The sequence below is a fragment of the Pseudoalteromonas sp. ECSMB14103 genome, assembly GCF_000813065.1.
In the GTDB taxonomy this organism is placed as follows: domain Bacteria; phylum Pseudomonadota; class Gammaproteobacteria; order Enterobacterales; family Alteromonadaceae; genus Pseudoalteromonas; species Pseudoalteromonas marina.
In genome coordinates this window covers 175,980-201,008 of the sequence record NZ_JWGY01000005.1, presented here as the reverse complement: position 1 = coordinate 201,008, position 25,029 = coordinate 175,980, and the positions used below count along the sequence as shown (strand labels likewise).

The following is a 25,029-nucleotide window of genomic DNA, read 5'->3' as shown; positions in this document are numbered from 1 at the left end:
AGGGAACCTTAATGCGTAGCAATGTAAAATATTCGATAACGTCAGCGCTTTTAATTGGTGCCATTTTTACAAGTAGCGATTCACTTGCTTGGGGCCAAAACGGTCACCGGGTTGTAGGTAAAATTGCTGAATCTCATATAACAGACACCACAAAGTCAGCTATTCAACCATTCTTAGCTGGTGAATCACTTGCACAGGTTTCAACTTGGCCTGACGAAATGCGCTCAAACCCGGGTAAATTTTGGCAAAAGCAATCTTCTCGTTGGCACTATATTAATGCCGCACCTAATAAGTCCTTCTCAATCAATCACGACCATACAAACAATAAAGAATCAGTTAGCAATATTCTTGAAGGCATCCACTACTCTATAAATACACTTAAAGATGAAAACAGCAGCCTAGATTCAAAGCAATTTAGTTTACGTTTTTTAGTTCACTTGGTTGGTGATAGCCATCAACCCTTCCATGCAGGAAGAAGCGAAGATAGAGGCGGAAACCGAATTAAAGTGTCGTTTTTTGGTCAAGATACAAACTTACACAGCTTGTGGGATACTAAATTAGTTGAAAACGAAAACTTATCATTTACTGAGTACGCGCAGTTTATAAACACTAACAACAGTGAACTAATTTCAGAATATTTAGAAAGCACACCAACTACCTGGGTTGAAGAGTCTCACAATTTAGCAAATACACTTTATAAATCTACAAATGAAGAAGTTGGTTACAGCTATGTTTATAAAAATACACCTATCGTAAAAACACGTCTGCTACAAGCAGGTGTTCGATTGGCTGGTTTGTTAAACGCTATGTTTGACCCTTCAGCTAAAGAGCTAGAAACAGCGTTAAAAAAAGTATCTATGTAATTTGTGACACATAAAACCTACACACGGGGATTTTTTGTAAAAGCTTGTTTTACATTTCACAAGTTTGTCATAAAACATCGGTAGTATGAGCTCGCTAATAGAGTGATTACTCAAAAAAAGGTAAAAAATAGTCAAAATTTGTACTATTTATTAAAAAAACATTGCAGTTGTATTTTATTTGTAACAAACAATTGGGGTACAATGGCGATGGTTTTTAAAATATAAACCTGCATTTAGTTTATTTTTTGAAAACCGAAAAATAAAAATATAAAAATTTAATTATTAACTACACGGGAAAATTAAATGAAAACTCAAATACGCAAAACGGCCCTATCACTTGCTATTGCAGCATGTGTTGGTGTTAGTGGCGCTGCAATTGCAAATGAAACAACATCTGCAATTAAAGGTCAAATCACTGGTCCTAACGGCAACCCTGCTGCTGGCACTAAAATTACAATTTTACACGTTCCTTCAGGCTCAGTTAAAACAACTGAAACTAATGATGCTGGTTACTTTACAGCTAAAGGCCTGCGTGTTGGTGGTCCATACAGAGTAGTTGTAGATTCTGACACTTATGCAGACCAAGAGTTCAATAATATTATTCTTAACATTGGTAACGATTACCCGGTAAATGCTTCTTTAGAGAATATCTCTAACATCGAGCAAATTGTAGTTACGGGTGCTCCTATCAGTGCTATGTCTGGTGGTACAGGTCCTGCGTCTACTTTTACGCTAACGGATCTTGAAAACCAACCAGCCATCAACCGTGATTTAAAAGATATCATCCGTATTGACCCACGTATCACAATTGATGATAGCCGTGGTTCAATCAACTGTGGTGGTGGTAACCCACGTTACAACAGCTTAACGCTTGACGGCGTTCGCATGAACGATAACTTCGGCTTAAGCTCAAACGGTTACCCTACTATCCGTGCCCCTTTCTCTTTCGACTCTATTGAACAAGTTTCAGCTGAACTAGCACCTTTTGACGTTCAATACGGTGGCTTTACATCGTGTAACATTAACGCTGTAACTAAATCTGGTGGCAACGACGTCCACGGTGGTGTTTTCTTCGATTACACAAACGATTCAATGAAAGGCGACGAAATTGAAGGTAATGAAGTTGATAACGGTAACTACACTGAAAAACGTTACGGTTTCAACGTAGGCCTTCCGCTTGTTGAAGATACATTATTCTTGTTCACTTCATACGAAAAACTTGAAGGTGTTCGCCAGTTTAATTACGACGGTCTTAGCAGTGGTAGTGTTACAGCTGATGACGTATCTCGTATTCAAAGTATTTCTCAATCAGTTTACGGCTACGATGCAGGCGGTATGCCATCAAGCATGCCTGTTGAAGATGAAAAAATCTTAGTAAAACTAGATTGGAACATCAACGAAGATCACCGTGCAAACTTAATTTATAACTACAACGACGGTAACACAATTTCTCAGTCTGATACTGGTTCTAGCCGCGTTTCTTTATCAAACCACTTCTACAATCAAAGTGCTGAGTTTACCTCGATTATCGGTTCTGTATATTCTGATTGGTCAGACGATTTTTCTACTGAAATTCGTTTAGGTAAATCAGAGCTAGATGCAACGGTTCAATCATTAGATGCTGCAAGCAGCTTTGGTGAAATGCAAATCCGCACTGATAATGGTGGTACGGTTTACATTGGTCCTGATGATTCTCGTCAATCAAACGATTTAGACTACGACACAACTACATTTAAAGTTGCCGGTACGTACTACCTAGATCAACACACTATTACTGCTGGTTACGAGTTTGAAGAGTTATCAGTTTTCAACTTATTCGTACAGCACACTCAAGGTGAGTACCGTTTCGATTCAATTGAAGACTTTGAAGCAGGTCAAGCAGCACGTATTTATTACAACAATGCTGCAGGTACTAACAACCCGAATGATGCGGCTGCAAGCTTTAAATATGCTCAACACACATTTTATGTACAAGACGAATACGCGTTTACTGACTTAGATGCAACAATTCAGTTTGGTTTACGTTACGACAAGTACACAAGTGACGACGTACCTAATTTTAACCAAAACTTCACAAGCCGTTATGGTTTCAGCAACCAGTCTACATTCGACGGTATTGACTTACTGCAACCACGTGTTGGCTTCCAATGGTATGCAACTGACGAACTTGAAGTTCGTGCTGGCTTAGGCTTGTTCTCTGGTGGTAACCCGAACGTATGGCTATCTAATTCGTATTCTAACGACGGTATTACAAACATTAGTACGCAGTTCCGTGGTGTAGATTTATTTAACACAGCTAACGTAAACGGCGGTACTCCTGGTTTTGACGTACCTCAAGAAATGTTCGATATTGTTGCAAACACTGAAATTGGTGTAGGCGATGCAACTGTTAATGCTGTAGACCCTGATTTTGAAATTCCTTCAGAGTGGAAATATTCACTTGGTGCTACATACACAACTGAAGACGAATACGTAATCTCTGTAGATTACTTATACTCGAAGAAAAAAGACGCTGCATTAATGCGTGATATCGCACTTCAAGATAGCGGTGAAACTACGTTTGATGGTCGCCCAATTTACGAGTCTATCGAAGGCCGTGGTAACGAATATTTATTAACTAATGTTAGTGGCGATAGCGGCGATTCTTCAGTTATCTCTGCAGCAGTTAGCAAAATGTTTGATAACGGCGTTAACTTCAGTTTTGGTTATGCATACACAGATGCAGACGATGTAAACCCAATGACTAGCTCTGTAGCCGGTTCTAACTATGGTAACATCGCGCTTACTAATCCAGGTAACCCAGGTGTTGCGTCTTCAGATTATGAAATTCCGCATCGTTTTACTATGACGCTTGGTTACAAACATGAGTTTGTAGATGGCTTTGAAACACGCTTTAACCTTTACGGTGAAGCATACAAAGGCCTACCTTACAGCTTCACGTTTGACGGAAGTGACCGTAATGTATGGGGCGATAACAACTGGAATGGTAACCGTCAGTTATTATACGTTCCACTTGAAAACGATCCTAACGTTGTATACGACATGTCTGCAGCTGAAATCAATGAGTTCAACGACTTCATTGCTTCTGAAGGGCTTAAACGTGGTGAAATCGCAGGTCGTAACCAACAAAATGCTGACTGGTTTGTTAAGTTTAACTTTAAAGTTACACAAGAATTACCAGGCTTTATGGAAGGTCATAAAGGTGAAGCATTCTTTGTAATCGACAACCTTACAAACATGCTAAATGATGACTGGGGCGTTCTTAAGAAAGGTCCTTTCGTAGGTGCAAGCATGATCTCAACATCTTTAGATGACCAAGGTCGTTACGTTTACTCAGGCTTTAACGGTAATAACGCTAATACTTCAGTACAAACTGGTGCTTCAGTATGGGAAATGCGTGTAGGTGTACGTTACACTTTCTAATCTAAATTGTTAGATTAGTTAAAATTATAAAAGCCCATCATTTGATGGGCTTTTTTATGCCTGTAATTTATTTTTTAGCTTATTAAGTACACTTACTAATAAACCTTGTTCATGCGTATTTAACGAAGCCAATAGTTCTTTTTCCCACTTTAACGCCTCGGGTACTATTTTTTTATACATATCTTTTCCAGCTTCACTTAATGAAAGTATGGCTGCGCGCTTATCCTCTGAATTAATTTGAGTCATTAGCAACTTTTTTTCTACTAATATTTTTATTGCACGCGACACGGTCGATTTATCCATATTTGCCTGCGTACATAAATTTTTGGCATTACTTTGACCAAATTGCGCTAAATTCGCCAAAATTCGCCATTGAGGTATCGTTAAGTCAAATTTGCTCTGGTATACCTTAGCAAGGTCATTACTTACCAAACTTGCTACATTAATTAGTTGATATGCTAAAAAAGTGTCTAAATCCAGTTTCATTGTTATCCCGTTAAATAGGTTTACTAGCTGTTCATTTATATTTACATACACATTCATTGAGCAATTTGAAATTACTCTCACTTGAGAGTATCTTAACTTAAATAAATAAAACATAAAACTAGCCTTCTCTCACAGGAGTCAGTAATGGCAGAACAGTTAAAGTACATGACCGGTTTTGGTAATGAGTTTGAAACCGAAGCGCTACCCGGTGCCTTGCCTATAGGGCAATTTACTCCTCAAAAAGTTAAGTACGATCTTTACACTGAACAATTTAGCTCTACAGCATTTACAGCGCCCCGAGCCGCAAATCGCAGAACATGGCTGTATCGGTTACGCCCTTCGGTAGTGCAAGGTGATTACACCGCTGTTGATAACGGCTTGATTCGAACTGCGCCTATAACTGAAGCCGTAACACCTCCGACTATGCTTCGCTGGAACCCCGTTGAAATTCCTACAAAGCCAACTGATTTTCTAGATGGACTCATAACAATGGCTGCTAACGGCAGTGCTAATGGGCAATCTGGCATCGGTATTCATGTTTATGTTGCTAACAAGTCTATGGTCGATCGCTACTTTTACAACGCTGACGGTGAAATGCTATTTGTACCCCAACAAGGCGAGCTACTCCTGCATACAGAATGCGGTAAGCTCTGTGTAAAACCAGGTGAAGTTGCAGTCATACCCCGAGGGATGAAGTTTTCTGTTGATTTAATACAATCAACAGCCCGTGGTTATATCTGCGAAAACTATGGTCATGCTTTAGAACTTGCAGAGCGAGGCCCGGTTGGTGCAAACGGCTATGCCAACGACCGTGACTTTCAATACCCAGTTGCAGCTTTTGAAGATAAAGAAGGTGATTTTGAACTGGTGTCAAAATTTAATGGTAACTTATTCAGCTGTGATATTAAGCATTCCCCTTTCGATGTTGTTGCATGGACAGGTAATAGCGCCCCTTATAAATACGATTTGTCGCGATTTAATGTAATGAATACAGTAAGCTTTGACCATCCGGATCCTTCTATATTCACCGTTTTAACCTCGCCATCAGCTACTGAAGGGATGGCTAATGTTGATTTTGTTATTTTTCCACCGCGTTGGATGGTTGCTGAAAACACGTTTCGTCCGCCCTACTATCATCGTAATATCATGAGTGAATTTATGGGGTTAATTGAAGGTGTATATGATGCAAAAGAGCATGGCTTTGTGCCAGGTGGCGCAAGTTTACATAATTGTATGTCTCCGCATGGACCTGAAGCGGATGTATTTGAAAAAGCATCTAATGCGGAACTGGTTCCACAAAAATACGAAAATACCTTAGCGTTTATGTTTGAATCACGTTATGTCATTTCACCAACTAAATACGCATTAGAAGGTAATGAGCGCCAACCAAATTACACAGATTGTTGGCGAACAATTAAAAAACACTATTCAGCCAACAAGGATTAATTATGAAGCTATACAGTTATTTTCGCTCATCAGCTGCATACCGAGTGCGTATTGCGTTAAACCTAAAAAAAATTGACCATGAGCTGGCAATTGTAAATCTTTTAAAATCAGAGCAGCTTGAGGAGGGTTACCTAGCACTAAACCCACAAGGGCTTTTACCAGCTCTTGAAACAGATGAAGGTGTACTTGGTCAATCATTAGCTATTTTAGAATGGCTTGATGAAACATACCCACAGTCACCATTAATTAGCGGCTCTGCTTGGCAAAAAGCCCAAATAAGAAACTTAAGTTTTGCAATAGCGTGTGATATTCACCCAGTGAATAATTTGCGAGTACTTAAGTATTTGTCGAATGAATTAAAAGTAGACGATGATGCTAAAAACACCTGGTACAAACATTGGGTTGAAGTAGGTTTTGATAAAATAGAAATACTACTTGGAGACGACGATTACTGTGTTGGAAACAAGCCAAGCCTTGCTGATGTTTGCTTGGTACCTCAGGTATTTAATGCTATTCGTTTTAATGTAGATATGAGTCGTTATCCAAAAATTGCAGCTATTTATGAACGATGTAATAAATTAGCTGCGTTTAATGATGCCGCACCGCAAAATCAACCCGATGCGACCTAAATACTGCTGAGCTTAACTTTTGAGCGCGCTATGAATAATCGTAACGTGCTCAATTAAATCTAAACCCAAATCCGTTAAGTAACCGCCATCTGGGCTATCTATAACGCCTTTATCGAATAATCGTTGTGCTGCTTCTATCAAGCTTGCTTCTGCGTCAGAATGTAATTTGATACCCTGCATTTTGCTATCAAGCGGAAACTTTGCAAGTAATGTGAATTCATCTATCATCAGCTGATTAAATTTCATGTGTGTGTACCTTTTATTGTTCTGTTTATTTTTTAGTGTGTAATATTACACTAGCATGTTTTTTAATATTACGTACTATTTTTAAAGTCAATTGTAGGAGAATATTATGCGCCCATTAATAATTCTATCCGCCTGTTTTTTAAGCTTATCACTCTCGTTATTTTGTAATGCCGAGCCGCATAACAGCCGCACTTTTGTGAACGCAAGTCAGTTAAATCAGCACCAAACAATGTGTTGGTACGACGACAAACGCTATAGTGAAGGCGCATTAATTAGCGTTGATACGTTCAATTTACTGTGCGGCGCCAAAAACCCAAACCAAAGCAATAGCGCATTAATGTGGCTTAAGCTCAATGAGCAAGGGAAAGTTATTTACCCAAATCGACCTAAAAAGATTACAGTGAAATAGCCTGCTTATTGTATTTAAGCTACAATAAGCACAGTTTAAATAAGCAGTATGGCTATGGATAATCAACCTAAAAACCCACTACATGGGATCACACTAGAACAAATATTGCTCGAGTTAGAGCAGAGACTTGGCTGGAAAACGCTGGGCGAACAAGTAAAAATTAAGTGTTTTACCGATGCACCAAGCATAAAATCTAGCTTAAAATTTTTACGTAAAACCCCGTGGGCCAGAGACAAAGTTGAAGCGTTATATATTCATACAATAAATAACAAACCACTTCGTAAACCTAAAAGTGCGCCTCGTAAAACAACAAACAAGGATCCAGATACAACTGACTTTGTTTGGCCATCAATAAAAAAGTAAAAATATAAAGGCGCAGTTTAATGCGCCTTTATATTTTAGTTTTGCTAAATTTCTTTACTGATCACATTAAGCGATGCTGGCTGTATTTCAACCACAAGCCTATTAGCCGTTTTCACCTCGCCATCAATGACATACTTAATCCCATTATCTGAAGATATTTCGACTTTTTTAGCATTTGTGTGTTGAGAGTTAATGGCTAAATGACTTTGCGTTATACTGCTAAACATAAGCTCGGCAATACTCAGTACCGTGGTGGAATTTTCTTTATTGGGTATAAGCCAATTTATATCAAGTAGCCCATCACTATGATTAGGCTGCCCTCCCCCTTGAGCAAGTAGCGTTGTAAACGGTGCTGCATTAGCAACAACAAAACTACTTGTTGTGATCATCATTGGGTCGTTATCATCCAATTTAACGTTGAGCTGTTGCGATTTTTGTTCAGAAAACGCCTGAAAAAACCCCGTTAAATAAGCGAGTTGCCCAAATTTATTTTTAAACTCGCGGTCAGCTTTTTCAATCATTGCATGTTCAAAACCTATCCCGGCTAAAAGTAGCATTAAATCGTCATTACAATATGCTGTATCTATTAACGTAGATTGACCATCAATAATTAAATCACACGCTTGCTCTACAGGTATAAATTTTGAACTTATTCCCATTAAAACGTGAGCAAGCGCATTAGCAGTCCCGAGCGGAATAATACCTAACTTACAGGGTGTATTAACTAATACGCTCGCAACTTCCGCTACTGTTCCGTCACCACCGCAAGCAATAACAATATCAGGATTTTCACCAAGCGCTTGTTTGGCAAGCTCTATACCATTAATGTCTGGGCTTGTGGTCATTACGGTTAAATCGTAATAAGTTGACAGGCGTGCAATTATAAATTGCTCTTTTTCTTGCCATATTTTTGTACCCGACACGGGATTTGCAATTAAAAATGCACGATTTTTAATTACTAATTCGCCACTTTTATGTCGCTTTGCTAGGTGGCGCAGTTGGCGTTTATTTAGATTAGCGGTTTCACGTGTTTCTTTAATTTGGGCAAGCACATCATGCACATCGGCATGTTTATTTTGACTAAGTAAGTAAGCAGCCATTACAAACACTGAACGTCCGCGGCCCAACGCACAATGCACAACCACTTTATTGTTTTTTTGGATTTGATGATGAATCCAATTTATTGCTTGGTTAAGCTGAGAGTGTGTTGGCACGCTATGATCAAGTACTGGAATATTTAAGTAGTTAATACGCTCTTGTGTCGAGCTCCACTCTAAACCGTCAAACTCACAAGTAACATCTAATATAGCGGTAATATTATTGCTTTTTAACGTGTCTATATCCGAGGGAAATAAGCGGCATGCTAAAAAAAGGTTATCGTTAATTTGCTGAATTGGTGGCACTTTATCATGCTTACGCGACCACGCGTTGTACACTTGCGCCCCCAATAAAAAAGGAATAAACGCCCAGCGTATGTAAAATGGAATAACGCCGTTTTCTCGCTTTCTGAAAATTTTACCTATATTAAAAATGTATGCCCCACTGACCAATGACAGTGATAGCGCGGTCCAGTAAAAAAATAACGAAAAATAAATTGAATGTATTTCCCACCCTATAAAAATAAGTACACACGCTAATATCAAATAACTAATTGCAGCCCACATAAAATCTCCATTTATATTTATTGCTATTCATTAATTAACAAACAGCTTTTATAATTGTATTTGCAATTTACAAGCCACAAAACGGTAAAGCATATGGCACCACTTTTTATTTATGTTATTGATATTTAGTAGCTATTTAAATACCGTCTTTTTTGGGTTGTATGGACTTTGCTCTTTTTACACAATGGGTGTGTTAATTTTTCACACGTATCATAGTAGTATCTAACTAAGTCTTAGCTCCATATTAGTAAATCTGACTCACCAAGCTAATTTATTTTAAGTGTAACTTAGGGGGACGACTCTGCTATAAACAAAAATCGGCTCAACCATCACAGTTGTTTTCCTCTGACATAGTTTTTAAACTCACAGAATCATACCAAATAATAAACTACAGATAGCCATTGCAAAAAAGAGCAAAAAGTATACTGTTGCAAGCTACTTAACTTTTTTGCATCCAAGTTCTAACCTCATACGTTTTTAAAAAGAGAATAAAAATAAATAGGATATTTATGGAAAACGATAATTTACTGTCTTTGTTATACGATACGTCGCAAGGCGATAAGCATGCATTTTCAACCTTGTATCAACAAACAAGCGGAAAGCTTTTTGCCATTAGCTTAAATATGCTTTCTAACAGAGCGCACGCCGAAGAAGTGTTGCAAGACGCATTCATTAAAATATGGCATAACGCTTCAGAATACAATGCTTCTAAAGGCACTGTCATAAGCTGGATGATAAGTATAGTAAGGTATAGAAGTCTGGATGCGTTGCGTTACAACAAAGTAAGAAAAGAGCAAACAATGGGAGATGATGACTTTGATATTCAGAGCGTCGATGTCAACTATGACGAAAATACTAAATTAGTAAACTGTATAGAGCAGCTTGAACCCCAGCAAAAGCAGGCCATTCATTTAGCTTACTATAAGGGGCTTAGTCACAGCGAGCTAGTAGACCATATAGAGTCGCCATTAGGCACAGTTAAAAGCTGGATCAGACGCGGGCTTACACAACTTCAGAGGTGTTTAACATTATGAATTATACAAAACCCGATCTGTTAGACGCGCTAGCAGGACAATATGTACTTGGCACACTCAAGGGGCTGGCACGAAAACGTTTTCAGCGCTTGTTACTTAGCTCAAGCAAAGCACGTGAGGCAATTTTTATGTGGGAGCAAAACCTTAATAATCTAGCAAGTGCAATCACACCACAAGCACCTAGCGATTCTGTTTGGGAAAACATTTTGCAAGGTATTGAGTCAAAAACAGTGCCTAGTCAAACAGTGGTGCAAACTAAGCCGTCGATTTGGCAGACATGGTCGTTTATAGCCACCGCCGCGTGTATTGTGTTGGCATTTTTAGTCATTCAACCGGCCAAAGAAGTGTCGCAATATCAGCAAATTGCACTCGTGCAAAACCAAGATAAACAGTCTTTATGGTTTATTGAAGTAAACGAAGAAGCATTAACTATTAAAGCCAGTAGTCAATTAGTTGCCCAAAGAGATAAAGATTATCAACTATGGATGATTTTAAAAGGGCAAGATTTACCTGTTTCGTTGGGTATATTACCTAAACAAGGCGGTAAATTTTTGCTAAAAGATAAACGCTTTAACGCTGACGATATCTCACTACTAGCAGTCAGTTTAGAGCCTTTAGGTGGTTCGCCAAACGGCTTACCTACCGAGGTACTTTATACAACCGAACTCGTGCTTCTTTAATCCCTTGTATGGCTGCTTATATAAGCAGCCATTTTTTATTTAAATAAAATTTAACTTTTTTGCATCCAATCTAAATTCCCCCCCGTTATTAGCTATGACTTCTATTTAAAACTAAAGGAAAAAGTCATGAAAGCTTTAACACCATCAATACTCGCAGTAGTAATATGTAGCACTTTTATTAGCGCACCAAGTAACGCATCAAGTCACCGAGAAGCGCCAAGTATTAGTCGCTTTCCGACCTTAGATTCTACCGACTTTTATGTATTTAATAGCTATGAACAAGGAAAAGAAGAGTACGTCACACTAATTGCAAACTATATTCCATTACAGGATGCCTACGGCGGCCCTAATTATTTTGCAATGGACCCAGATGCAACTTACAGCATACACATAGATAACGATGGCGATGCCGTTGAAGACATTACTTTTGCATTTGATTTCCAAAGCATGCTACCAAACGATAATCAAGGTGTGCAATTAGCTGTAGGCCCAGAAGGCAACCAGCGTACTGTTTCTGTGCCACTTAAAAATGTGGGTGGTGTATCAGCCGGTGATAATAGCGCAACTAATTTCAGTGAATCATATACTCTGAGTATGATTAATGGGCCGCAGCGCACAGGTGTTGCAACCTCATTAAATAATACCACTACGGGCACATCTACATTCAGTAAGCCACTTGATTATATTGGTAATAAAACATTTACCTCTAAAGCTGACTATCAAACTTACGCAGATCAATTTGTATATAATGTGTCAATCCCAGGTTGTGAAAGCATGGCACAAGTATTTGTTGGCCAAAGAAAAGATGCGTTTGTCGTTAACCTTGGTAAAACGTTCGATTTAGTAAACTACGTACCAGTAGAGGGCGACAGCGCTCCGGGTGCTGGTGATGCAGGTGGCTTCCCTGGAGGTATTACCCAATCGGCTGACAATGACGACCTTGCAGATAAAAACGTGACATCAATTGCTATTGAAGTACCAAAAAGCTGTATTGTAGGCGAAGGTAATGGCGTTATTGGTTCGTGGACCACTGCAAGTTTACCTCAAGCTCGCATACTAAACCCGAATGCTAAATTTGCTAATAATGCAGTTAATGGTGGTGCTCTTACTCAAGTATCGCGTTTAGGAAATCCACTTGTTAATGAGCTTGTTATTGGCATAAAGGATAAGGATACTTTCTCGACAGCACACCCTAAAGACGATGGACAGTTTTTAGATTATGTATCTCACCCAGCCCTTCCTGAACTTTTAAATATTTTATTCAAGGATGCAGTTAATACGACACTTGGCGCTAACCTCGAAACATTAGCCCCAACAAACTTTCCTCGTACCGATTTAATTACTGCATTTTTAACTGGTTTTGCTGGTGTTAATCAACAAGCAACCGTCACTCCCTCTGAAATGCTTCGTTTAAACACAAACATCGCGGCAACAGCGCAAAGTGAGCAGTCTGCATTTGGTGTTGCAGGAAACGATTTAGCTGGCTTTCCAAACGGCCGACGCCCTGGCGATGATGTTGTTGATATTGCTCTGCGCGTAGTAATGGGTCGTTTATGTCATCCTATTCCTGTTGCAGGCGAAGATACTGACCTAGGCTTGTGTACTCCCGAAGATGCAAGCGTTGGTACAGTACCATTTACCGATGGCGCACCTGTTGATGCAACAATGATGGACTCAACCTTTCCGTACTTAGCTACCCCACTTGCGGGCTCTAAATAAGGAGTAAACTAATGCAACACTTAAAAATAACGCATATAGGTATTCTGCTTAGCGCATTAACGCTGGGAGCGTGTAGCAATGATGACGACAATAAAAAGCCGTTGCCTGTGGTTAATACAGCGCCTTCAGTTAGCGACATCATGTTAACAACGCAAACGGAGGTAAATATTACCGACTCACTTACAGCCACAGATAAAGAAGGTGATTCACTTACTTATTCATTGGTCAGTGAGCCTTCATTAGGCATGGTAAATATTGACGCTGATGGCAACTTTACTTACACACCAAATAAAGAGGTTACGGGCACAGATAGCTTTACTTTTGGCGTATCTGATGGCGTTAACAGCCAAGTAAGTGCAATGGTTAATATCACTATTGAAGCTTTGCAAGTCGACTTTGCTCAGTTTACTAGCGATGCATTTAACCAAGCACCGAATGCAGAGCCACTCTCTGTAAATGGAAGAGAGTTTACAAATAAAGACACAGATATTAATAATTTAATTAGTAATCAGTAAATAAGCTGACTGGCCATGGATGGCTATTTTAAGGATACAAATATGAAATCACCTCTAGTAAACCTGATGATTACATTAAGCTTAGTGTGCTCATTTGAGCTTTTTGCAGCGGCTTATACACCTAATGACAACGACGTAATAGCAGTCACTAAATCGGATTTAACTGCCTCACTATCGATAAATGAAATAGAAAATCTAGTCAATAAAAGTCAATTCGTTGGACAAACGGAGCATATGCAAGGGGTACTCAAAAACAGGCTCGCAGAAATATACTTAAATGAGCCAACGCCACAGGTAGGCTATTTATATGCACGCGTTTTACAAAAAGAGCATTTGTTTAATGATGCGATAAACATTGCTAATAGTGTTTTAAAAATAACGCCTGATCACAGCAACACTCATCTATTGCTGGCTAATTTGTACATGACACAAGGCCAGTTTGAACTTGCTAAACAGCATTGCTTAGCACTAATAACAAGGGTAAGCACATTAACGGCCAGTACTTGTGTACTAGACGTGCAAAGTCAGCACGGTAATTTATTAAGAAGTTATCAATCTTTAGTAAAGCTAACGAACAATAAGCCTATTGGACTCAATACAAAACATGTCCTAGCTGAAATGAGCTTTAGATTACAAAACTACACAAACGCATTAAAGCACCTTGAAAATATAAATTTAGTAAACTCTCCAGTAAGCCTAATTGCTTTATGGGCAGACATACAACTGGGCTTAAACAAGCCACAGCAAGTGATAACCAAATTAAGTAATTTATTAAAAGAATCGCACGATCTAGAAGACGCGCTTTTGCTGCGCTTAGCCATCGCAGAAAAAAAACTAAACACAACACAATACAAATGGCAAAACGCCATGAAGCAACGAGTAAAGCTCAGAGAAATTCGCCACGACAGCTTTCACGCAAGTGACCTCGCCAACTATTATATTCACGTGCAGCCAAACAAATCTAAAGCCTTGTATTGGGCCAATATTAACTGGCAACAAGCTAAAATGAATATCGACCAAGCGCTGATTGTTCAAGCAAAAAGGATGTAAATGTTATGAGAATATTAATACGCGTATTTTCTATTATGTTGTTAAGCTTATTATTTTCAACAGCAGCTTTTGCGCACCAGTTAAGCACCGGCTACATTACGCTCAATAGCAATAATACAGCTCAATACAGCGGCAATTGGGAAATCAATGTTGCAGATTTAGAGCACGTTATAGCCCTCGACTTAGACCAAAACGCCAACATTACCTGGTCTGAAATAAAAGCAAAACGCGACTCAATTAACGCATTTATAAAAAACAATCTTATCGCAGAACAAAACGAACAAACTTGCGCACTCACTGTAAATAACAATTACCAGCTAAGTGAGCACTTTAATCAGCCTTACTTGGTATTACCTGTGTCATTTTCGTGTTTAACAAATAACGAGATTACGCTTAAGTATTCAGCCTTTTTTCAAGATGACGCAAATCACAAGGTCATTGTTAATGTGAATAACATAGCACGTGTGTTTAGTATAAATGAGCCTAGCCAAACCTTTAATACTAAGCAGTCGAGCTATTTAGCTACCTTTACAGAATATGTGTATCAGGGCGTATTACACATTTGGATAGGCATCGATCATATTTTATTTTTAATTGCGCTATTACTAACTTGTGTTTTAACCCGTGATAAAAACACCTGGCAGCCCATTAGCTCTAAAAAACACATTATCAAACACACTGCCTGGATTGTTACAGCATTTACGCTTGCTCATTCTATAACGCTTACAGCAACAGCGCTTGATTTAATATCTCTCAATACTCGCTGGGTTGAACTAATTATTGCAATTTCTGTATTGTTTGCAGCCCTCAATAATGTTTGGCCCGTTGTTTTGCGTTTAGGCTGGCTGACATTTGCTTTTGGGTTGCTTCACGGAATGGGATTTGCGAGTGTACTTGGTGAATTAGGTTTGTCGAGTAACTATCAATTAATGAGCATATTGGCATTTAATTTAGGGGTAGAGATAGGCCAACTAAGTATTTTATTAGTAGCGTTGCCTTTATTAATTGCATTTAGAAAAACCGCTTGGTACGTAAAATGGTTAATGCCAGTAGGGTCTATAGGTATCGCCGTTGTGGCTCTAAACTGGTCTATTGAACGCTTTTGAACATAATTATACCCATTCGCCTAATTAAGTAATCTATTTTGAAGATGGAAAAACGTCTTGATAGCTAGGAAAAGAATTCGCTATTTAGTTGTTATCGGCAATTGCTCCTGCATTGCTCTACCTTCTGCATTCATGCAGTCGTAAATGAGAGTTTTTTAACGTAAATAGCGAGGCGTTTAGCCCCACAAAATGATTAAGTATTATTGCGGGTTGGTATTAATTTAAACGGTTGTTAATACTATAAACCCGCTAAAATAGCGGGCATATAGTTTATGCATTTTAATAGCACTATTTTAATCTTCAAACGGCATTAACAACGTTTTCATCGCTGGGCGAAGCGCAATTAAAACTGTCTCTTCGGTAAGTTCGGGGTAAAGCACTTTTCGCAAAAGTAAGCCTGCCATTACTGAAAAAATAACATTAATACGGCTTTCTAGCTCTACCTCATCTATGTCTTTTATCACACTGCGTTCACTTATTAGCAATTGGCGCATTCTATTTCGCGCTTGCGTATCAGCATCACGTAATAGTTTAGCTACCTTTACGTTTCTACCAGCTTCAGCGAGCATTTCTAAATCAACCGCACATTCACCGGTATCCATATGCCTTTGAACGCCAATATTTAAACCGTTCAATAATACTGTGAGCGTATCTTCTGGTTGCCCTTCAAAATGCTCAAATATAGAAAACATTTCTTCCATATCTTTTTCAATAATACTTTCTATAATGGCTTCTTTACTTTCAAAGTAGTTATAAATATGCCCGGCACTCATTCCTGCTGTTCTGGATATTTCAGCCATACCTGCAGCATGAAAGCCTTTACGACGAAAGCATTCAGCCGCCGCAGTTAAAACCTGATCACGACGCGCTTTGGCTATCGCTGGATCTGTCTGTCTTTTAGTTTTCATACAAAGCTCCACTGCCAAGTGATTAGACTCGACAATAAGGCAAATACTTAATCATTTTGAAATACGCCTTTCACTCATAAATAAGTATTTAGCCCTATATAAATCTAGTTAATTAGCTGCAAAAAGGTGTTTACAGCTAAAACCCTTACTTAGTTGGTTTGATCGCTTTTCTCCCAGCCACCGCCCACTACTTTATACAGGCTAATTTGGCTAGCTAACAAAGCCTGTTGACCCAAAATTTGCTGTTGCTGTGCAGCGTACCAGCTGCGTTGTGCATCAAGGACTTGTAAATAGCTATCAACACCTTTATCGTAACGCGCCTTTGATAGCGAAAACGTAGACTTTCGGCTTTGTAGTAACATATCAAGTGCGCTTAATTGCGCTTGATAGCCTTCGTTGTCTGCTAACGCATCGGCGACTTCGCGAAATGCTTGCTGAATTTTTTGCTGATAAGTAACTACAGCAATTTGTTGGTCGGCCTTAGCAACATCTAGCTGAGCTTGGTTTCTGCCCATATTAAAAATAGGTAAAGTAACTGATGGAATAAAACTCCACGTACCCGAACCTGCATCAAATAAATCACTTAAAGCGTTAGAGGCAGTACCCGCATTAGCCGTTAAGCTAATACTGGGGTAAAAAGCAGCACGCGCTACACCAATGTTGGCATTAGCGGCCAATAACTGATGTTCTGCTGCTTTAATATCTGGGCGTTGAGTTAATAAATCAGAAGGTAAACCAACCGGTATTTTAGGCAACGCTAATAACGAGTCCAGCACCTTATTTGGCAGAAGCTCAGGACTTACTGGTTTTCCTACTAATAAATCAAGTGCGTTTTTATCGCGCTTTAATAAACGTTTATACGTTGCAATATCAACCTTTGCGCTGGCAACGGTACTTTTCAGTTGCTCTAACGTAATTTTAGATGCTGCGCCTAAATCAAAACTTTTTTGAGTAAGCCCAAGCGACGCTTGTTGCGATTTTAACGTTTCCTTAGCAAGCCCAAGTAACTGTTGATCGGTTGCATAATTAAGCCACGCATTAGCCAGCTCTGCTGCCAGCGACACTTGCGTACTGTATTGAGTAAGCTCAGTAGAGTATAAATTTTGCAGTGCTTGTTGAGTTTGGTTACGAACCTTACCCCATATATCTAATTCGTAAGAGGTAATACCTACAGTAGCACTGTATTGCGAGCTTATACTCGCCTCATCAGTACTTGTTAAACTGGCAGGCAGACGCTGGCGAGTGCCCGAACCATTAACATTTAAGGACGGATACAATACTGAGTTTTCTATTTGATACAACCCACGTACCCGCTGCACATTGAGCATCGCAATTTGCAGATCTTTGTTGTGCTCAAGGCTTTGACCTATAAGCACCTGTAATTTTTTATCGCTAAAAAACTGCTGCCACTTTAATGTGTTAACTGTGGCTTGCTCTGTTTGAGCTGAATACGTTTCGGGTACTGGCAGCGCCAAATCTTGCTGTTCAGGTGCCAACTGGCATCCACTTAAAGCAGCCAACGTAAGCACACTCAACGAAAAAGTTTTTATATGCATTATGCTGTCTCCTCGTTAGTGTTTTTTTCTTTTGCAGGGAATACACGGCGTACTAATACAAAAAACAGCGGCACAAAAACAACAACCAAAATAGAAGATGCGAGTGTTCCACCAATAATTGAAATGCCTAATGCGTTTTGCGCACCAGAGCCTGCACTTGATGCAATGGCGAGTGGAATAACACCACAAATAAAGGCCATTGAAGTCATTAAAATTGGGCGTAAACGCAGTCTTACTGCAGCCACAGCCGCTTCAACTAAATCAAGCCCTTCGTCCATTTTATGGATAGCAAATTCCACAATTAATATGGCATTTTTAGACGCTAACCCTATCGTAGTTAATAAGCCCACTTGCAAGTAAATATCGTTTGATAATCCGCTACCCAATGCAGCCATAGCAGCACCAAATATACCTAACGGAACAATCATCATAACCGCAAACGGTACCGACCAACTTTCATAAAGGGCCGCTAAACATAAAAATACAAATAACAACGACAAACCATACAATAAAGGTGCTTGCCCGCTGCTAGAGCGTTCTTGAAATGAAATACCGGTCCATTCAGACGAAATACCATTTGGCAGCTGTTTTACCAAGCGCTCCATTTCATCCATTGCTTGTCCTGTGCTGTAACCAGGTGCAGCGGTTCCTTGTATTTCCATTGCCGAAAAGCCATTGTAACGCTCTAAACGCGGCGAACCATAAGTCCAATAGGCCGTTGCAAAAGCAGAAAACGGAACCATATCACCCTCATTATTACGTACATACCACTTATTTAAATCTTCAGGCACCATTCGAGATTCAGCATCGCCTTGCATATATACTTTTTTAACACGCCCACGGTCAATGAAGTCATTTACATAACTACTACCCCAAGCCGTAGCAAGGGTGTTATTAATATCGGTTTGCGACACACCCAATGCTTGTGCTTTAGCTAAATCGGTATCGAGTTGTATTTCTGGCATATCTTCTTGACCATTAGGGCGTACACCAGCCAATATCGGGCTTTGGCTTGCTAAACCTAATAGTTGATTACGTGCTGCTAAAAGCGCATCGTGGCCCAAACCTACACGGTCTTGTAAAAATATATTAAAACCATTTGCTGTTCCCAGTTCTACAATTGCTGGTGGTGGAAAAGCAAACACAAACGCTTCTTTAATACTGGAAAAGTACCCCATAGCTTTACCTGCTACACCTTGCACAGATAAATCATCACGTTGGCGTTCATCCCAATGCTTAAGATTAACAAACCCTATTGCTGAGTTTTGGCCAGAACCTGCAAAGCTAAACCCGGTAACAGTAAAAATACCGTTTACTGCTTCAGATTGTTCGTTCAAGTAGTGGTTTTCTACTTTTTTAACCACTTCAAGTGTTTGCTCGGTTGTAGAACCCGCAGGTAACGAAACTTGGTTAAATAATATGCCTTGGTCTTCATCTGGTAAGAATGCGGTTGGTAAATTTGAAAACACATAAGCCATTCCACCTACAATTAAAAAGTATATAACAAGGTAGCGTTTAGCATGTTTGATCATACGGCTCACAAAGCTTTGCGCACCCGAATTTGTTTTGTCGAACCCGCGGTTAAACCCTGTAAAAAATTTACCAAATAGCGACTTATCATTATGAACATGGCTAGGCTTCAAAAGCGTTGCACACAGTGCCGGCGTAAGTATAAGCGCCACAAGTACCGATAAACCCATAGCAGAAACAAGGGTAATTGAGAACTGACGATAGATTATGCCCGTCGAGCCGCTAAAAAAGGCCATCGGAATAAATACAGCAGAAAGCACCATTGCAATACCAACAAGCGCGCCTTTAATTTCGTCCATTGATTTGCGGGTTGCATCAAGCGCTGAGAGTTTTTCTTCGGTCATCAGTCGCTCTACGTTTTCTACAACAACAATGGCATCATCAACTAGTAAACCGATGGCAAGCACCATGGCAAACATGGTCAATGTATTAATTGAGTAACCAAAAGTGTATAAAATACCAAACGTACCCAGCAATACCACTGGCACTGCAATTGTTGGAATAAGCGTTGCTCTAAAGTTTTGTAAAAACAAGTACATAACAACAAACACCAACACAACCGCTTCTATAAGCGTATGAATTACTTTTTCAATTGAAAGCGCCACAAACGGTGTAGTGTCGTAAGGCACAACCGCTTCAAGTCCCTCAGGAAAAAATGGCTCTAATTCGGCAATGGCATCTTTTACACCCTGCGCAGTATCAAGCGCGTTGGCGCCACTGGCCAATTTAATCCCTAAGCCAGAAGCTGGTTTTCCGTCATAACGCGCGACAACCCGGTAGCTTTCACCACCTAGCTCAACACGGGCAACATCACTCAACTTTACAAAAGAGCCATCTGCATTGGTTTTAACTAAAATATCTCTAAATTGCTCAGGAGTTTGTAAGCGGCTTTGCGCAGTTACAGTCGCGTTGAGTTGCTGTCCCGCCACCGCAGGCATAGCACCTAATTGCCCAGCCGACACTTGTGCATTTTGAGCACTGATAGATGCACTTATATCTGCAGGCGTTAATTTATAGTTTTGAAGCTTAGCCGGATCTAACCAAATACGCATTGCATACTGCGAGCCAAATAACTGTACTTCACCCACACCTTCAACACGCGAAACAATATCTTGCACGTTTGATGACACGTAGTCGCCAATATCAATGTTGGTCATGCTGCCATCTTTAGACATAAACGCATAAACCATCAAAAAGTTACGGGCTGACTTTGCAACCACAACACCTTGGCGCTGCACGGCTTCAGATAATAGTGGCGTTGCAGTAGCTAACTTGTTTTGTACTTGAACCTGAGCAATATCAGGGTCGGTTTCAGCGCTAAACGACAGTGTGAGCGTTGCTGAACCGCTAGACTCTGACGTTGACGACATGTATAACAAGCCATCTAAGCCTTTCATTTTTTGCTCTATCACTTGTGTAACAGTATCTTCGAGCGTACGCGCCGATGCACCTGGGTAGGTAGCCGTAATACTTATTGCTGGCGGCGCGATAGACGGATACTGCGCAATAGGTAAACTTTTAATTGCTAATATACCTGCTAGCATCACTACTATGGCAAGTACCCAAGCAAATATAGGTCTATCGATAAAAAATCGTGACATGTAAATTCTCCGTTATTGCGCTTTAGCAGTTTGAACTTCAGATAGGCTAACTGGTGCGCCCGGGCGAATTTTTTGTAGCCCTTCTACAATCAGTTTATCGCCTTCCATTACGCCATCGGTTACAAGCCAATTAGATCCAATGGTGCGGTCTGTTTTCAAAACGCGGCTCTCTACAGTATTGTTTTTGCTAACAACCATTGCGGTAGGTTCACCTTTCGAATTTCGACTAACACCGCGCTGTGGAACTAAAATAGCATCGTTTTTAACACCTTCAACAATTGAGGCGCGAGCATACATCCCTGGAAGTAGTAACTTTTCAGGGTTAGGAAATTTAGCGCGTAATGTAACCGAGCCTGTACTTGGGTCAACTGTCACCTCAGAAAACTGTAAAGTGCCTTTATGAGAATATAAAGAGCCATCTTCCATAGTGAGTTCAACATCGGTTTGACTGGTTGAATCCACACTTAGGTCGCCCGAAACAATCGCTTTTTTAAGCTTGGTTAATTCGCTACTCGACTGCGTTAAATCAATATAGATAGGATCAAGTTGTGTAACTGTTGCCAAAGAAGTGGCTTGGTTGGCACTTACTAACGCACCTACGGTGACATTCGATTTACTAATTTGCCCACTAATAGGCGAAGATACATGACTGTATTCTAAATTAATTTTTGAGGTTTGCAGCTGCGCTTGAGCAGTAAGGAGTTCTGCTTTTGCTTGCTTGTAGGCTGCATCAGCCTCATCGTAATCTTGCTGGCTAACCGCTTTAATTTTTAATAATTCACTATAACGAGACGCTTTAGCTTTACTGCTTGCAATGCTTGCTTCAGCGCGTGCAACAGCAGCTTCACTTGCCGCTAAGTTAGCCTCAAATGTAGCAGGGTTAATTTGATAAAGCGCTTGGCCTTTTTCTACTTGAGACCCCTCGGTAAATAAACGTGATTGCACAATACCGCTTACTTGCGGGCGTATTTCTGCAATTTGAAATGCACTAATACGTCCAGGCAACTCTTGCCTTAAAGTTAGCGATTGTTTTTTAAGCGTAATAACCCCTACCGGCACAGCTTTAGGAGCAGCTGCCTGCGACTGCTCTGTCACTTGGTCACAACCAGTCAACGCAACTGAACCTATGAGAATTGAAAATACAAATAAAGCGGTGCTAGAACGCTGCATGTCAAATACCTTTAATTTAGAGTGAACGATCATTCTAAATTAAATGTTAGTGAGAATACATCTTAATAAGCTGATCTTTACACAAAATTACACTCAACTATGCGACCTCATACTTAATCACCAAGTAATGTTAATAAGGCTTTTATAATAAATATTTGCACCTACAAGCTAACTATAGTGCTCAGCGCACTGTATTTTTTAAAAATAGAAAAGTACTTACGCAAAAACCTTCTTTGTTTAAATTAAAGCCTAAAAGTAGATAGTGAAAAGATTTAAATATTATATTTCAGTTAATTAGAGGTATGAGCCATTTAGCCAGATACCCATTAGGCTATAGCCAAATACAATTGTTGTAACAAACAATTTGATAAACTTTCATTAACAAAAAAGCCAAGGCGAACTTGGCTTTTTTATTCATGACGTGGTTAAGCATTTATAAAGTGATTAGGATGGCAAGCTTTAAACTAATCTAGATACAAGCAATTGCTCTACACGAATACCTTCAACATCAACCACTTCAAATTTAAAGCCCGCATAACTTATATGCTCAGCACGTTTAGGTATACGTTTCATGGTGTAAATTAAAAAGCCTGCCACCGTCTCAAAATGTATTTGCTCTGGGAACTCCTCTATATCAAGCACTTTAGCTAAATCGGTAATTGGCGTCAGTCCGTCAACTAACCACGAGCTTTTATCTCGCTCGATTATTAGTTCATCCCCCTGGTGAGTTATTAAATCTCCCATAAAGCCTTTCATTAAATCTTTTACAGTAACAATACCAACAAGCAGCGCGTATTCGTTTACTACAATAGCAAATGGTTTAGCGGCGCTTTTAAATGCATTTAACGCCTCTGATAAACTTAAGGTTTCTGGTAAGTAAAATACATCGGTATCAACTAATTCGTCATTGATGTTAGCAGCTTCACCTTTGAGCACTTGGCGTAAAATATCTTTTGATTCAACAGAGCCATGTAATTTGTCTAAGTTACCCGTCACAACTAAAAAATGATTGTGCGGGTGATCAATAATTTTGGTCGCAATGTCATTACTGCTTTCGTTTAAATCGAAGTACACAATTTGGTCACGCGGGGTCATTACGCTTGATAAAAAACGAGCTTCTAAATCAAACACATTACCTATTAAGTCATACTCTTGCTTTTGCAAACTACCATACTCAGCGCCAGCTTCCATCATGGCAACAATGTCTTCTGTGGTTACATTATCTTCACGCTCTGCGGGAACTTTAAACAGTCGCAGTACAAAGTTAGTCACGCCATTAAAAAACATCACTAAAGGCGTTAATGCAAATGTAACCCAGCGCATTATGTTAACGACCTTAACGGCGACAGCTTCTGGCATGATCATCGCTAATCGCTTTGGCATTAAATCGGCGAATAAAATAAATAACGAGGTAATAGTAAAAAATGAGAATAAAAAGCTAATTTTTTCTACATATGCACCCTGATAAAATAAAACCAATACTTTTTCAACGTATGGCGATAATGCTTGTTCACCTACAATGCCGCCTAATATAGCGATAGCATTAAGTGCTATTTGTATCATGGCGAAAAACGCGCCCGGATTTTCTTGCAGTTTTAATACCGCAGCTGCATTTAAACTGCCTTCGTCTGCCATTACGCGAAGTTTTATTTTTCGTGACGCTGCAATTGCTATCTCCGACATAGCAAACAACGCACTGATCAAGATCAATAGACTAATCCCGATTAAATCACCCATTTAACGCTCCAAAAAGTTAGCGCTTTTTATATAAAAAGCAGCTGATTATAGTCGCTTTTTTAATCGCAGCAATTGATATTTTTACTTTATGTTTAAGTTTTTATTATTCAGTTAGTTAAATGATTTTTAGCCACTAATTAAGAGAGGAGGTTTGTCTAAATGCAAGCTGTAACTGTGTAATTAACGACTCATCCATATTTATGTTACATGCAAAGTATAATGGAGATTGAGCCGTATTTAAATCTAGCACTGGCTCGAGTAAATTTAACTTTGGTGATGTTTTGAGACGGTAATTAAATTGTTTTTTACTTAAAATGACAAAATCAAGAATGTCACGGCGTGCACTAATTAACTTATCTATTTTATCTAAGTTATCAATCAGCAACAGATGCCGGCTTTCGTTAAAACCGCGTTCAAGTAAATAATGATGGCTAAAGTTATCTCTTAATACTGCTATTTTATAGCGTTTGGCATCATGTAAAGTCTTTAACTTTATGCCTCGAGATTTCAGCCCATAAATCGCTGACTCAAACTCTTCAAGTTCAGCTATCCACACAAAGTTATTTTCTCTTGGTGGCAAACGAACAATTGAGAAAATACAGGTGTTTTTATCTCGAAGGGCTGCGTTATAAGACACACTCCAATTGTTAGCCGACATAGTGTAACTAATACCAGCAGCATCAAGGGCGTTTTTTACCTTTTCTACAGAGCGACCTGCCAATTGGTTGTTTGCATCGAGATATTGAAAGTCAGGAAACACTTCCGTAACTATATTAATTTCGTTAGCATGCGCAATAGGGTATAAAAAACAAAGTAAAAAAACGAATCCCTTCATTGGGTAAAAACCTCAACTAAATTAGTGCAATTATTCAATAAATATAGTTGAGGCTTTAT

The 25,029-nt window shown here is 39.4% G+C and carries 21 protein-coding genes; 12 read left to right on the top strand and 9 right to left on the bottom strand.

What is annotated here, in order from left to right:
• Positions 1-11 precede the first annotated feature (11 nt).
• Positions 12-863: a S1/P1 nuclease gene (locus RF53_RS10635; RefSeq protein WP_039037625.1), complete on the top strand. Its 852-nt coding sequence runs from the start codon at positions 12-14 to the stop codon at positions 861-863.
• Positions 864-1,166: 303 nt separating this feature from the next.
• Complete coding sequence (locus RF53_RS10630) at positions 1,167-4,286, top strand: TonB-dependent receptor (RefSeq protein ID WP_039037624.1); 3,120 nt, start codon at positions 1,167-1,169, stop codon at positions 4,284-4,286.
• A gap of 54 nt (positions 4,287-4,340) precedes the next feature.
• Here the strand turns inward: RF53_RS10630 and RF53_RS10625 are convergent, their stop codons facing one another.
• Positions 4,341-4,772 (bottom strand): MarR family winged helix-turn-helix transcriptional regulator, encoded by a 432-nt coding sequence (locus RF53_RS10625; RefSeq protein ID WP_039037680.1) that lies wholly within the window; start codon positions 4,770-4,772, stop codon positions 4,341-4,343.
• A 144-nt stretch (positions 4,773-4,916) separates the two neighbouring features.
• Here RF53_RS10625 and hmgA point away from each other — a divergent pair, with 144 nt between their 5' ends.
• Positions 4,917-6,218, top strand: a complete 1,302-nt coding sequence (gene hmgA / locus RF53_RS10620) for a homogentisate 1,2-dioxygenase (protein WP_039037623.1) — start codon at positions 4,917-4,919, stop codon at positions 6,216-6,218.
• A gap of 2 nt (positions 6,219-6,220) precedes the next feature.
• Complete coding sequence (maiA, locus tag RF53_RS10615) at positions 6,221-6,847, top strand: maleylacetoacetate isomerase (protein WP_039037622.1); 627 nt, start codon at positions 6,221-6,223, stop codon at positions 6,845-6,847.
• Positions 6,848-6,859: 12 nt separating this feature from the next.
• Here the strand turns inward: maiA and RF53_RS10610 are convergent, their stop codons facing one another.
• A complete protein-coding gene (locus tag RF53_RS10610; protein WP_006791677.1) occupies positions 6,860-7,093 on the bottom strand; it encodes a TIGR02647 family protein in 234 nt (77 codons plus the stop codon).
• A 106-nt stretch (positions 7,094-7,199) separates the two neighbouring features.
• Between RF53_RS10610 and RF53_RS10605 the strand changes: the two genes are divergently transcribed.
• The gene (locus RF53_RS10605; RefSeq protein WP_010556738.1) at positions 7,200-7,502 is read left to right on the top strand and encodes a DUF1496 domain-containing protein; all 303 of its coding nucleotides are present in this window, start codon (positions 7,200-7,202) and stop codon (positions 7,500-7,502) included.
• Positions 7,503-7,556: 54 nt separating this feature from the next.
• Positions 7,557-7,865 (top strand): VF530 family DNA-binding protein, encoded by a 309-nt coding sequence (locus tag RF53_RS10600; protein WP_039037621.1) that lies wholly within the window; start codon positions 7,557-7,559, stop codon positions 7,863-7,865.
• A 44-nt stretch (positions 7,866-7,909) separates the two neighbouring features.
• Here RF53_RS10600 and RF53_RS10595 read toward each other — a convergent pair whose 3' ends face one another.
• Positions 7,910-9,529 carry a diacylglycerol kinase family protein gene (locus tag RF53_RS10595; protein WP_039037620.1) on the bottom strand — a complete coding sequence of 540 codons (1,620 nt, stop codon included), beginning with the start codon at positions 9,527-9,529 and terminating at the stop codon, positions 7,910-7,912.
• Between the two features lie 509 nt (positions 9,530-10,038).
• On the opposite strand from RF53_RS10595, the gene RF53_RS10590 reads away from it, so the two are divergent.
• The 6 genes from RF53_RS10590 (at position 10,039) to RF53_RS10565 (ending at position 15,633) form a co-directional block, all read left to right on the top strand.
• The gene (locus RF53_RS10590; protein WP_006791673.1) at positions 10,039-10,563 is read left to right on the top strand and encodes a sigma-70 family RNA polymerase sigma factor; all 525 of its coding nucleotides are present in this window, start codon (positions 10,039-10,041) and stop codon (positions 10,561-10,563) included.
• Positions 10,560-11,243 carry an anti-sigma factor gene (locus RF53_RS10585; protein ID WP_039037619.1) on the top strand — a complete coding sequence of 228 codons (684 nt, stop codon included), beginning with the start codon at positions 10,560-10,562 and terminating at the stop codon, positions 11,241-11,243. The genes RF53_RS10590 and RF53_RS10585 overlap by 4 nt, the downstream gene beginning before the upstream one ends.
• A 126-nt stretch (positions 11,244-11,369) precedes the next feature.
• Complete coding sequence (locus tag RF53_RS10580; RefSeq protein WP_039037618.1) at positions 11,370-12,962, top strand: DUF4331 domain-containing protein; 1,593 nt, start codon at positions 11,370-11,372, stop codon at positions 12,960-12,962.
• An 11-nt stretch (positions 12,963-12,973) separates the two neighbouring features.
• Positions 12,974-13,477 (top strand): Ig-like domain-containing protein, encoded by a 504-nt coding sequence (locus RF53_RS10575; RefSeq protein WP_039037617.1) that lies wholly within the window; start codon positions 12,974-12,976, stop codon positions 13,475-13,477.
• A 42-nt stretch (positions 13,478-13,519) separates the two neighbouring features.
• Positions 13,520-14,527 (top strand): tetratricopeptide repeat protein, encoded by a 1,008-nt coding sequence (locus RF53_RS10570; protein ID WP_039037616.1) that lies wholly within the window; start codon positions 13,520-13,522, stop codon positions 14,525-14,527.
• A 5-nt stretch (positions 14,528-14,532) separates the two neighbouring features.
• Positions 14,533-15,633 carry a HupE/UreJ family protein gene (locus tag RF53_RS10565; RefSeq protein ID WP_039037615.1) on the top strand — a complete coding sequence of 367 codons (1,101 nt, stop codon included), beginning with the start codon at positions 14,533-14,535 and terminating at the stop codon, positions 15,631-15,633.
• 293 nt (positions 15,634-15,926) lie between these two features.
• Here the strand turns inward: RF53_RS10565 and RF53_RS10560 are convergent, their stop codons facing one another.
• From RF53_RS10560 to RF53_RS10535, 6 genes are all read right to left on the bottom strand, one after another.
• On the bottom strand, positions 15,927-16,541 hold the full coding sequence (locus RF53_RS10560) for a TetR/AcrR family transcriptional regulator (protein WP_039037614.1): 615 nt from the start codon (positions 16,539-16,541) through the stop codon (positions 15,927-15,929).
• A 149-nt stretch (positions 16,542-16,690) separates the two neighbouring features.
• Complete coding sequence (locus tag RF53_RS10555) at positions 16,691-18,097, bottom strand: efflux transporter outer membrane subunit (protein WP_039037613.1); 1,407 nt, start codon at positions 18,095-18,097, stop codon at positions 16,691-16,693.
• Positions 18,097-21,228 carry an efflux RND transporter permease subunit gene (locus RF53_RS10550; protein ID WP_039037612.1) on the bottom strand — a complete coding sequence of 1,044 codons (3,132 nt, stop codon included), beginning with the start codon at positions 21,226-21,228 and terminating at the stop codon, positions 18,097-18,099. The genes RF53_RS10555 and RF53_RS10550 overlap by 1 nt, the downstream gene beginning before the upstream one ends.
• Positions 21,229-21,240: 12 nt before the next feature.
• On the bottom strand, positions 21,241-22,398 hold the full coding sequence (locus RF53_RS10545) for an efflux RND transporter periplasmic adaptor subunit (RefSeq protein WP_039037611.1): 1,158 nt from the start codon (positions 22,396-22,398) through the stop codon (positions 21,241-21,243).
• Positions 22,399-22,857: 459 nt separating this feature from the next.
• A complete protein-coding gene (locus tag RF53_RS10540; RefSeq protein WP_039037610.1) occupies positions 22,858-24,135 on the bottom strand; it encodes a hemolysin family protein in 1,278 nt (425 codons plus the stop codon).
• 133 nt (positions 24,136-24,268) lie between these two features.
• Positions 24,269-24,970: a transporter substrate-binding domain-containing protein gene (locus tag RF53_RS10535; RefSeq protein WP_039037609.1), complete on the bottom strand. Its 702-nt coding sequence runs from the start codon at positions 24,968-24,970 to the stop codon at positions 24,269-24,271.
• Positions 24,971-25,029 lie beyond the last annotated feature (59 nt).

What these genes read in the sequence shown, in the direction of transcription:
- RF53_RS10585 (WP_039037619.1), top strand. Translation starts at nt 10,560, where the DNA reads ATGAATTATACAAAACCCGATCTGTTAGACGCGCTAGCAGGACAATAT.
- RF53_RS10605 (WP_010556738.1), top strand. Translation starts at nt 7,200, where the DNA reads ATGCGCCCATTAATAATTCTATCCGCCTGTTTTTTAAGCTTATCACTC.
- RF53_RS10635 (WP_039037625.1), top strand. Translation starts at nt 12, where the DNA reads ATGCGTAGCAATGTAAAATATTCGATAACGTCAGCGCTTTTAATTGGT.
- RF53_RS10565 (WP_039037615.1), top strand. Translation starts at nt 14,533, where the DNA reads ATGAGAATATTAATACGCGTATTTTCTATTATGTTGTTAAGCTTATTA.
- RF53_RS10630 (WP_039037624.1), top strand. Translation starts at nt 1,167, where the DNA reads ATGAAAACTCAAATACGCAAAACGGCCCTATCACTTGCTATTGCAGCA.
- maiA (WP_039037622.1), top strand. Translation starts at nt 6,221, where the DNA reads ATGAAGCTATACAGTTATTTTCGCTCATCAGCTGCATACCGAGTGCGT.
- RF53_RS10570 (WP_039037616.1), top strand. Translation starts at nt 13,520, where the DNA reads ATGAAATCACCTCTAGTAAACCTGATGATTACATTAAGCTTAGTGTGC.
- RF53_RS10595 (WP_039037620.1), bottom strand. Translation starts at nt 9,529, where the DNA reads ATGTGGGCTGCAATTAGTTATTTGATATTAGCGTGTGTACTTATTTTT.
- RF53_RS10610 (WP_006791677.1), bottom strand. Translation starts at nt 7,093, where the DNA reads ATGAAATTTAATCAGCTGATGATAGATGAATTCACATTACTTGCAAAG.
- RF53_RS10625 (WP_039037680.1), bottom strand. Translation starts at nt 4,772, where the DNA reads ATGAAACTGGATTTAGACACTTTTTTAGCATATCAACTAATTAATGTA.
- RF53_RS10575 (WP_039037617.1), top strand. Translation starts at nt 12,974, where the DNA reads ATGCAACACTTAAAAATAACGCATATAGGTATTCTGCTTAGCGCATTA.
- RF53_RS10600 (WP_039037621.1), top strand. Translation starts at nt 7,557, where the DNA reads ATGGATAATCAACCTAAAAACCCACTACATGGGATCACACTAGAACAA.
- RF53_RS10550 (WP_039037612.1), bottom strand. Translation starts at nt 21,228, where the DNA reads ATGTCACGATTTTTTATCGATAGACCTATATTTGCTTGGGTACTTGCC.
- RF53_RS10535 (WP_039037609.1), bottom strand. Translation starts at nt 24,970, where the DNA reads ATGAAGGGATTCGTTTTTTTACTTTGTTTTTTATACCCTATTGCGCAT.
- RF53_RS10560 (WP_039037614.1), bottom strand. Translation starts at nt 16,541, where the DNA reads ATGAAAACTAAAAGACAGACAGATCCAGCGATAGCCAAAGCGCGTCGT.
- RF53_RS10555 (WP_039037613.1), bottom strand. Translation starts at nt 18,097, where the DNA reads ATGCATATAAAAACTTTTTCGTTGAGTGTGCTTACGTTGGCTGCTTTA.
- RF53_RS10590 (WP_006791673.1), top strand. Translation starts at nt 10,039, where the DNA reads ATGGAAAACGATAATTTACTGTCTTTGTTATACGATACGTCGCAAGGC.
- hmgA (WP_039037623.1), top strand. Translation starts at nt 4,917, where the DNA reads ATGGCAGAACAGTTAAAGTACATGACCGGTTTTGGTAATGAGTTTGAA.
- RF53_RS10540 (WP_039037610.1), bottom strand. Translation starts at nt 24,135, where the DNA reads ATGGGTGATTTAATCGGGATTAGTCTATTGATCTTGATCAGTGCGTTG.
- RF53_RS10545 (WP_039037611.1), bottom strand. Translation starts at nt 22,398, where the DNA reads ATGCAGCGTTCTAGCACCGCTTTATTTGTATTTTCAATTCTCATAGGT.
- RF53_RS10580 (WP_039037618.1), top strand. Translation starts at nt 11,370, where the DNA reads ATGAAAGCTTTAACACCATCAATACTCGCAGTAGTAATATGTAGCACT.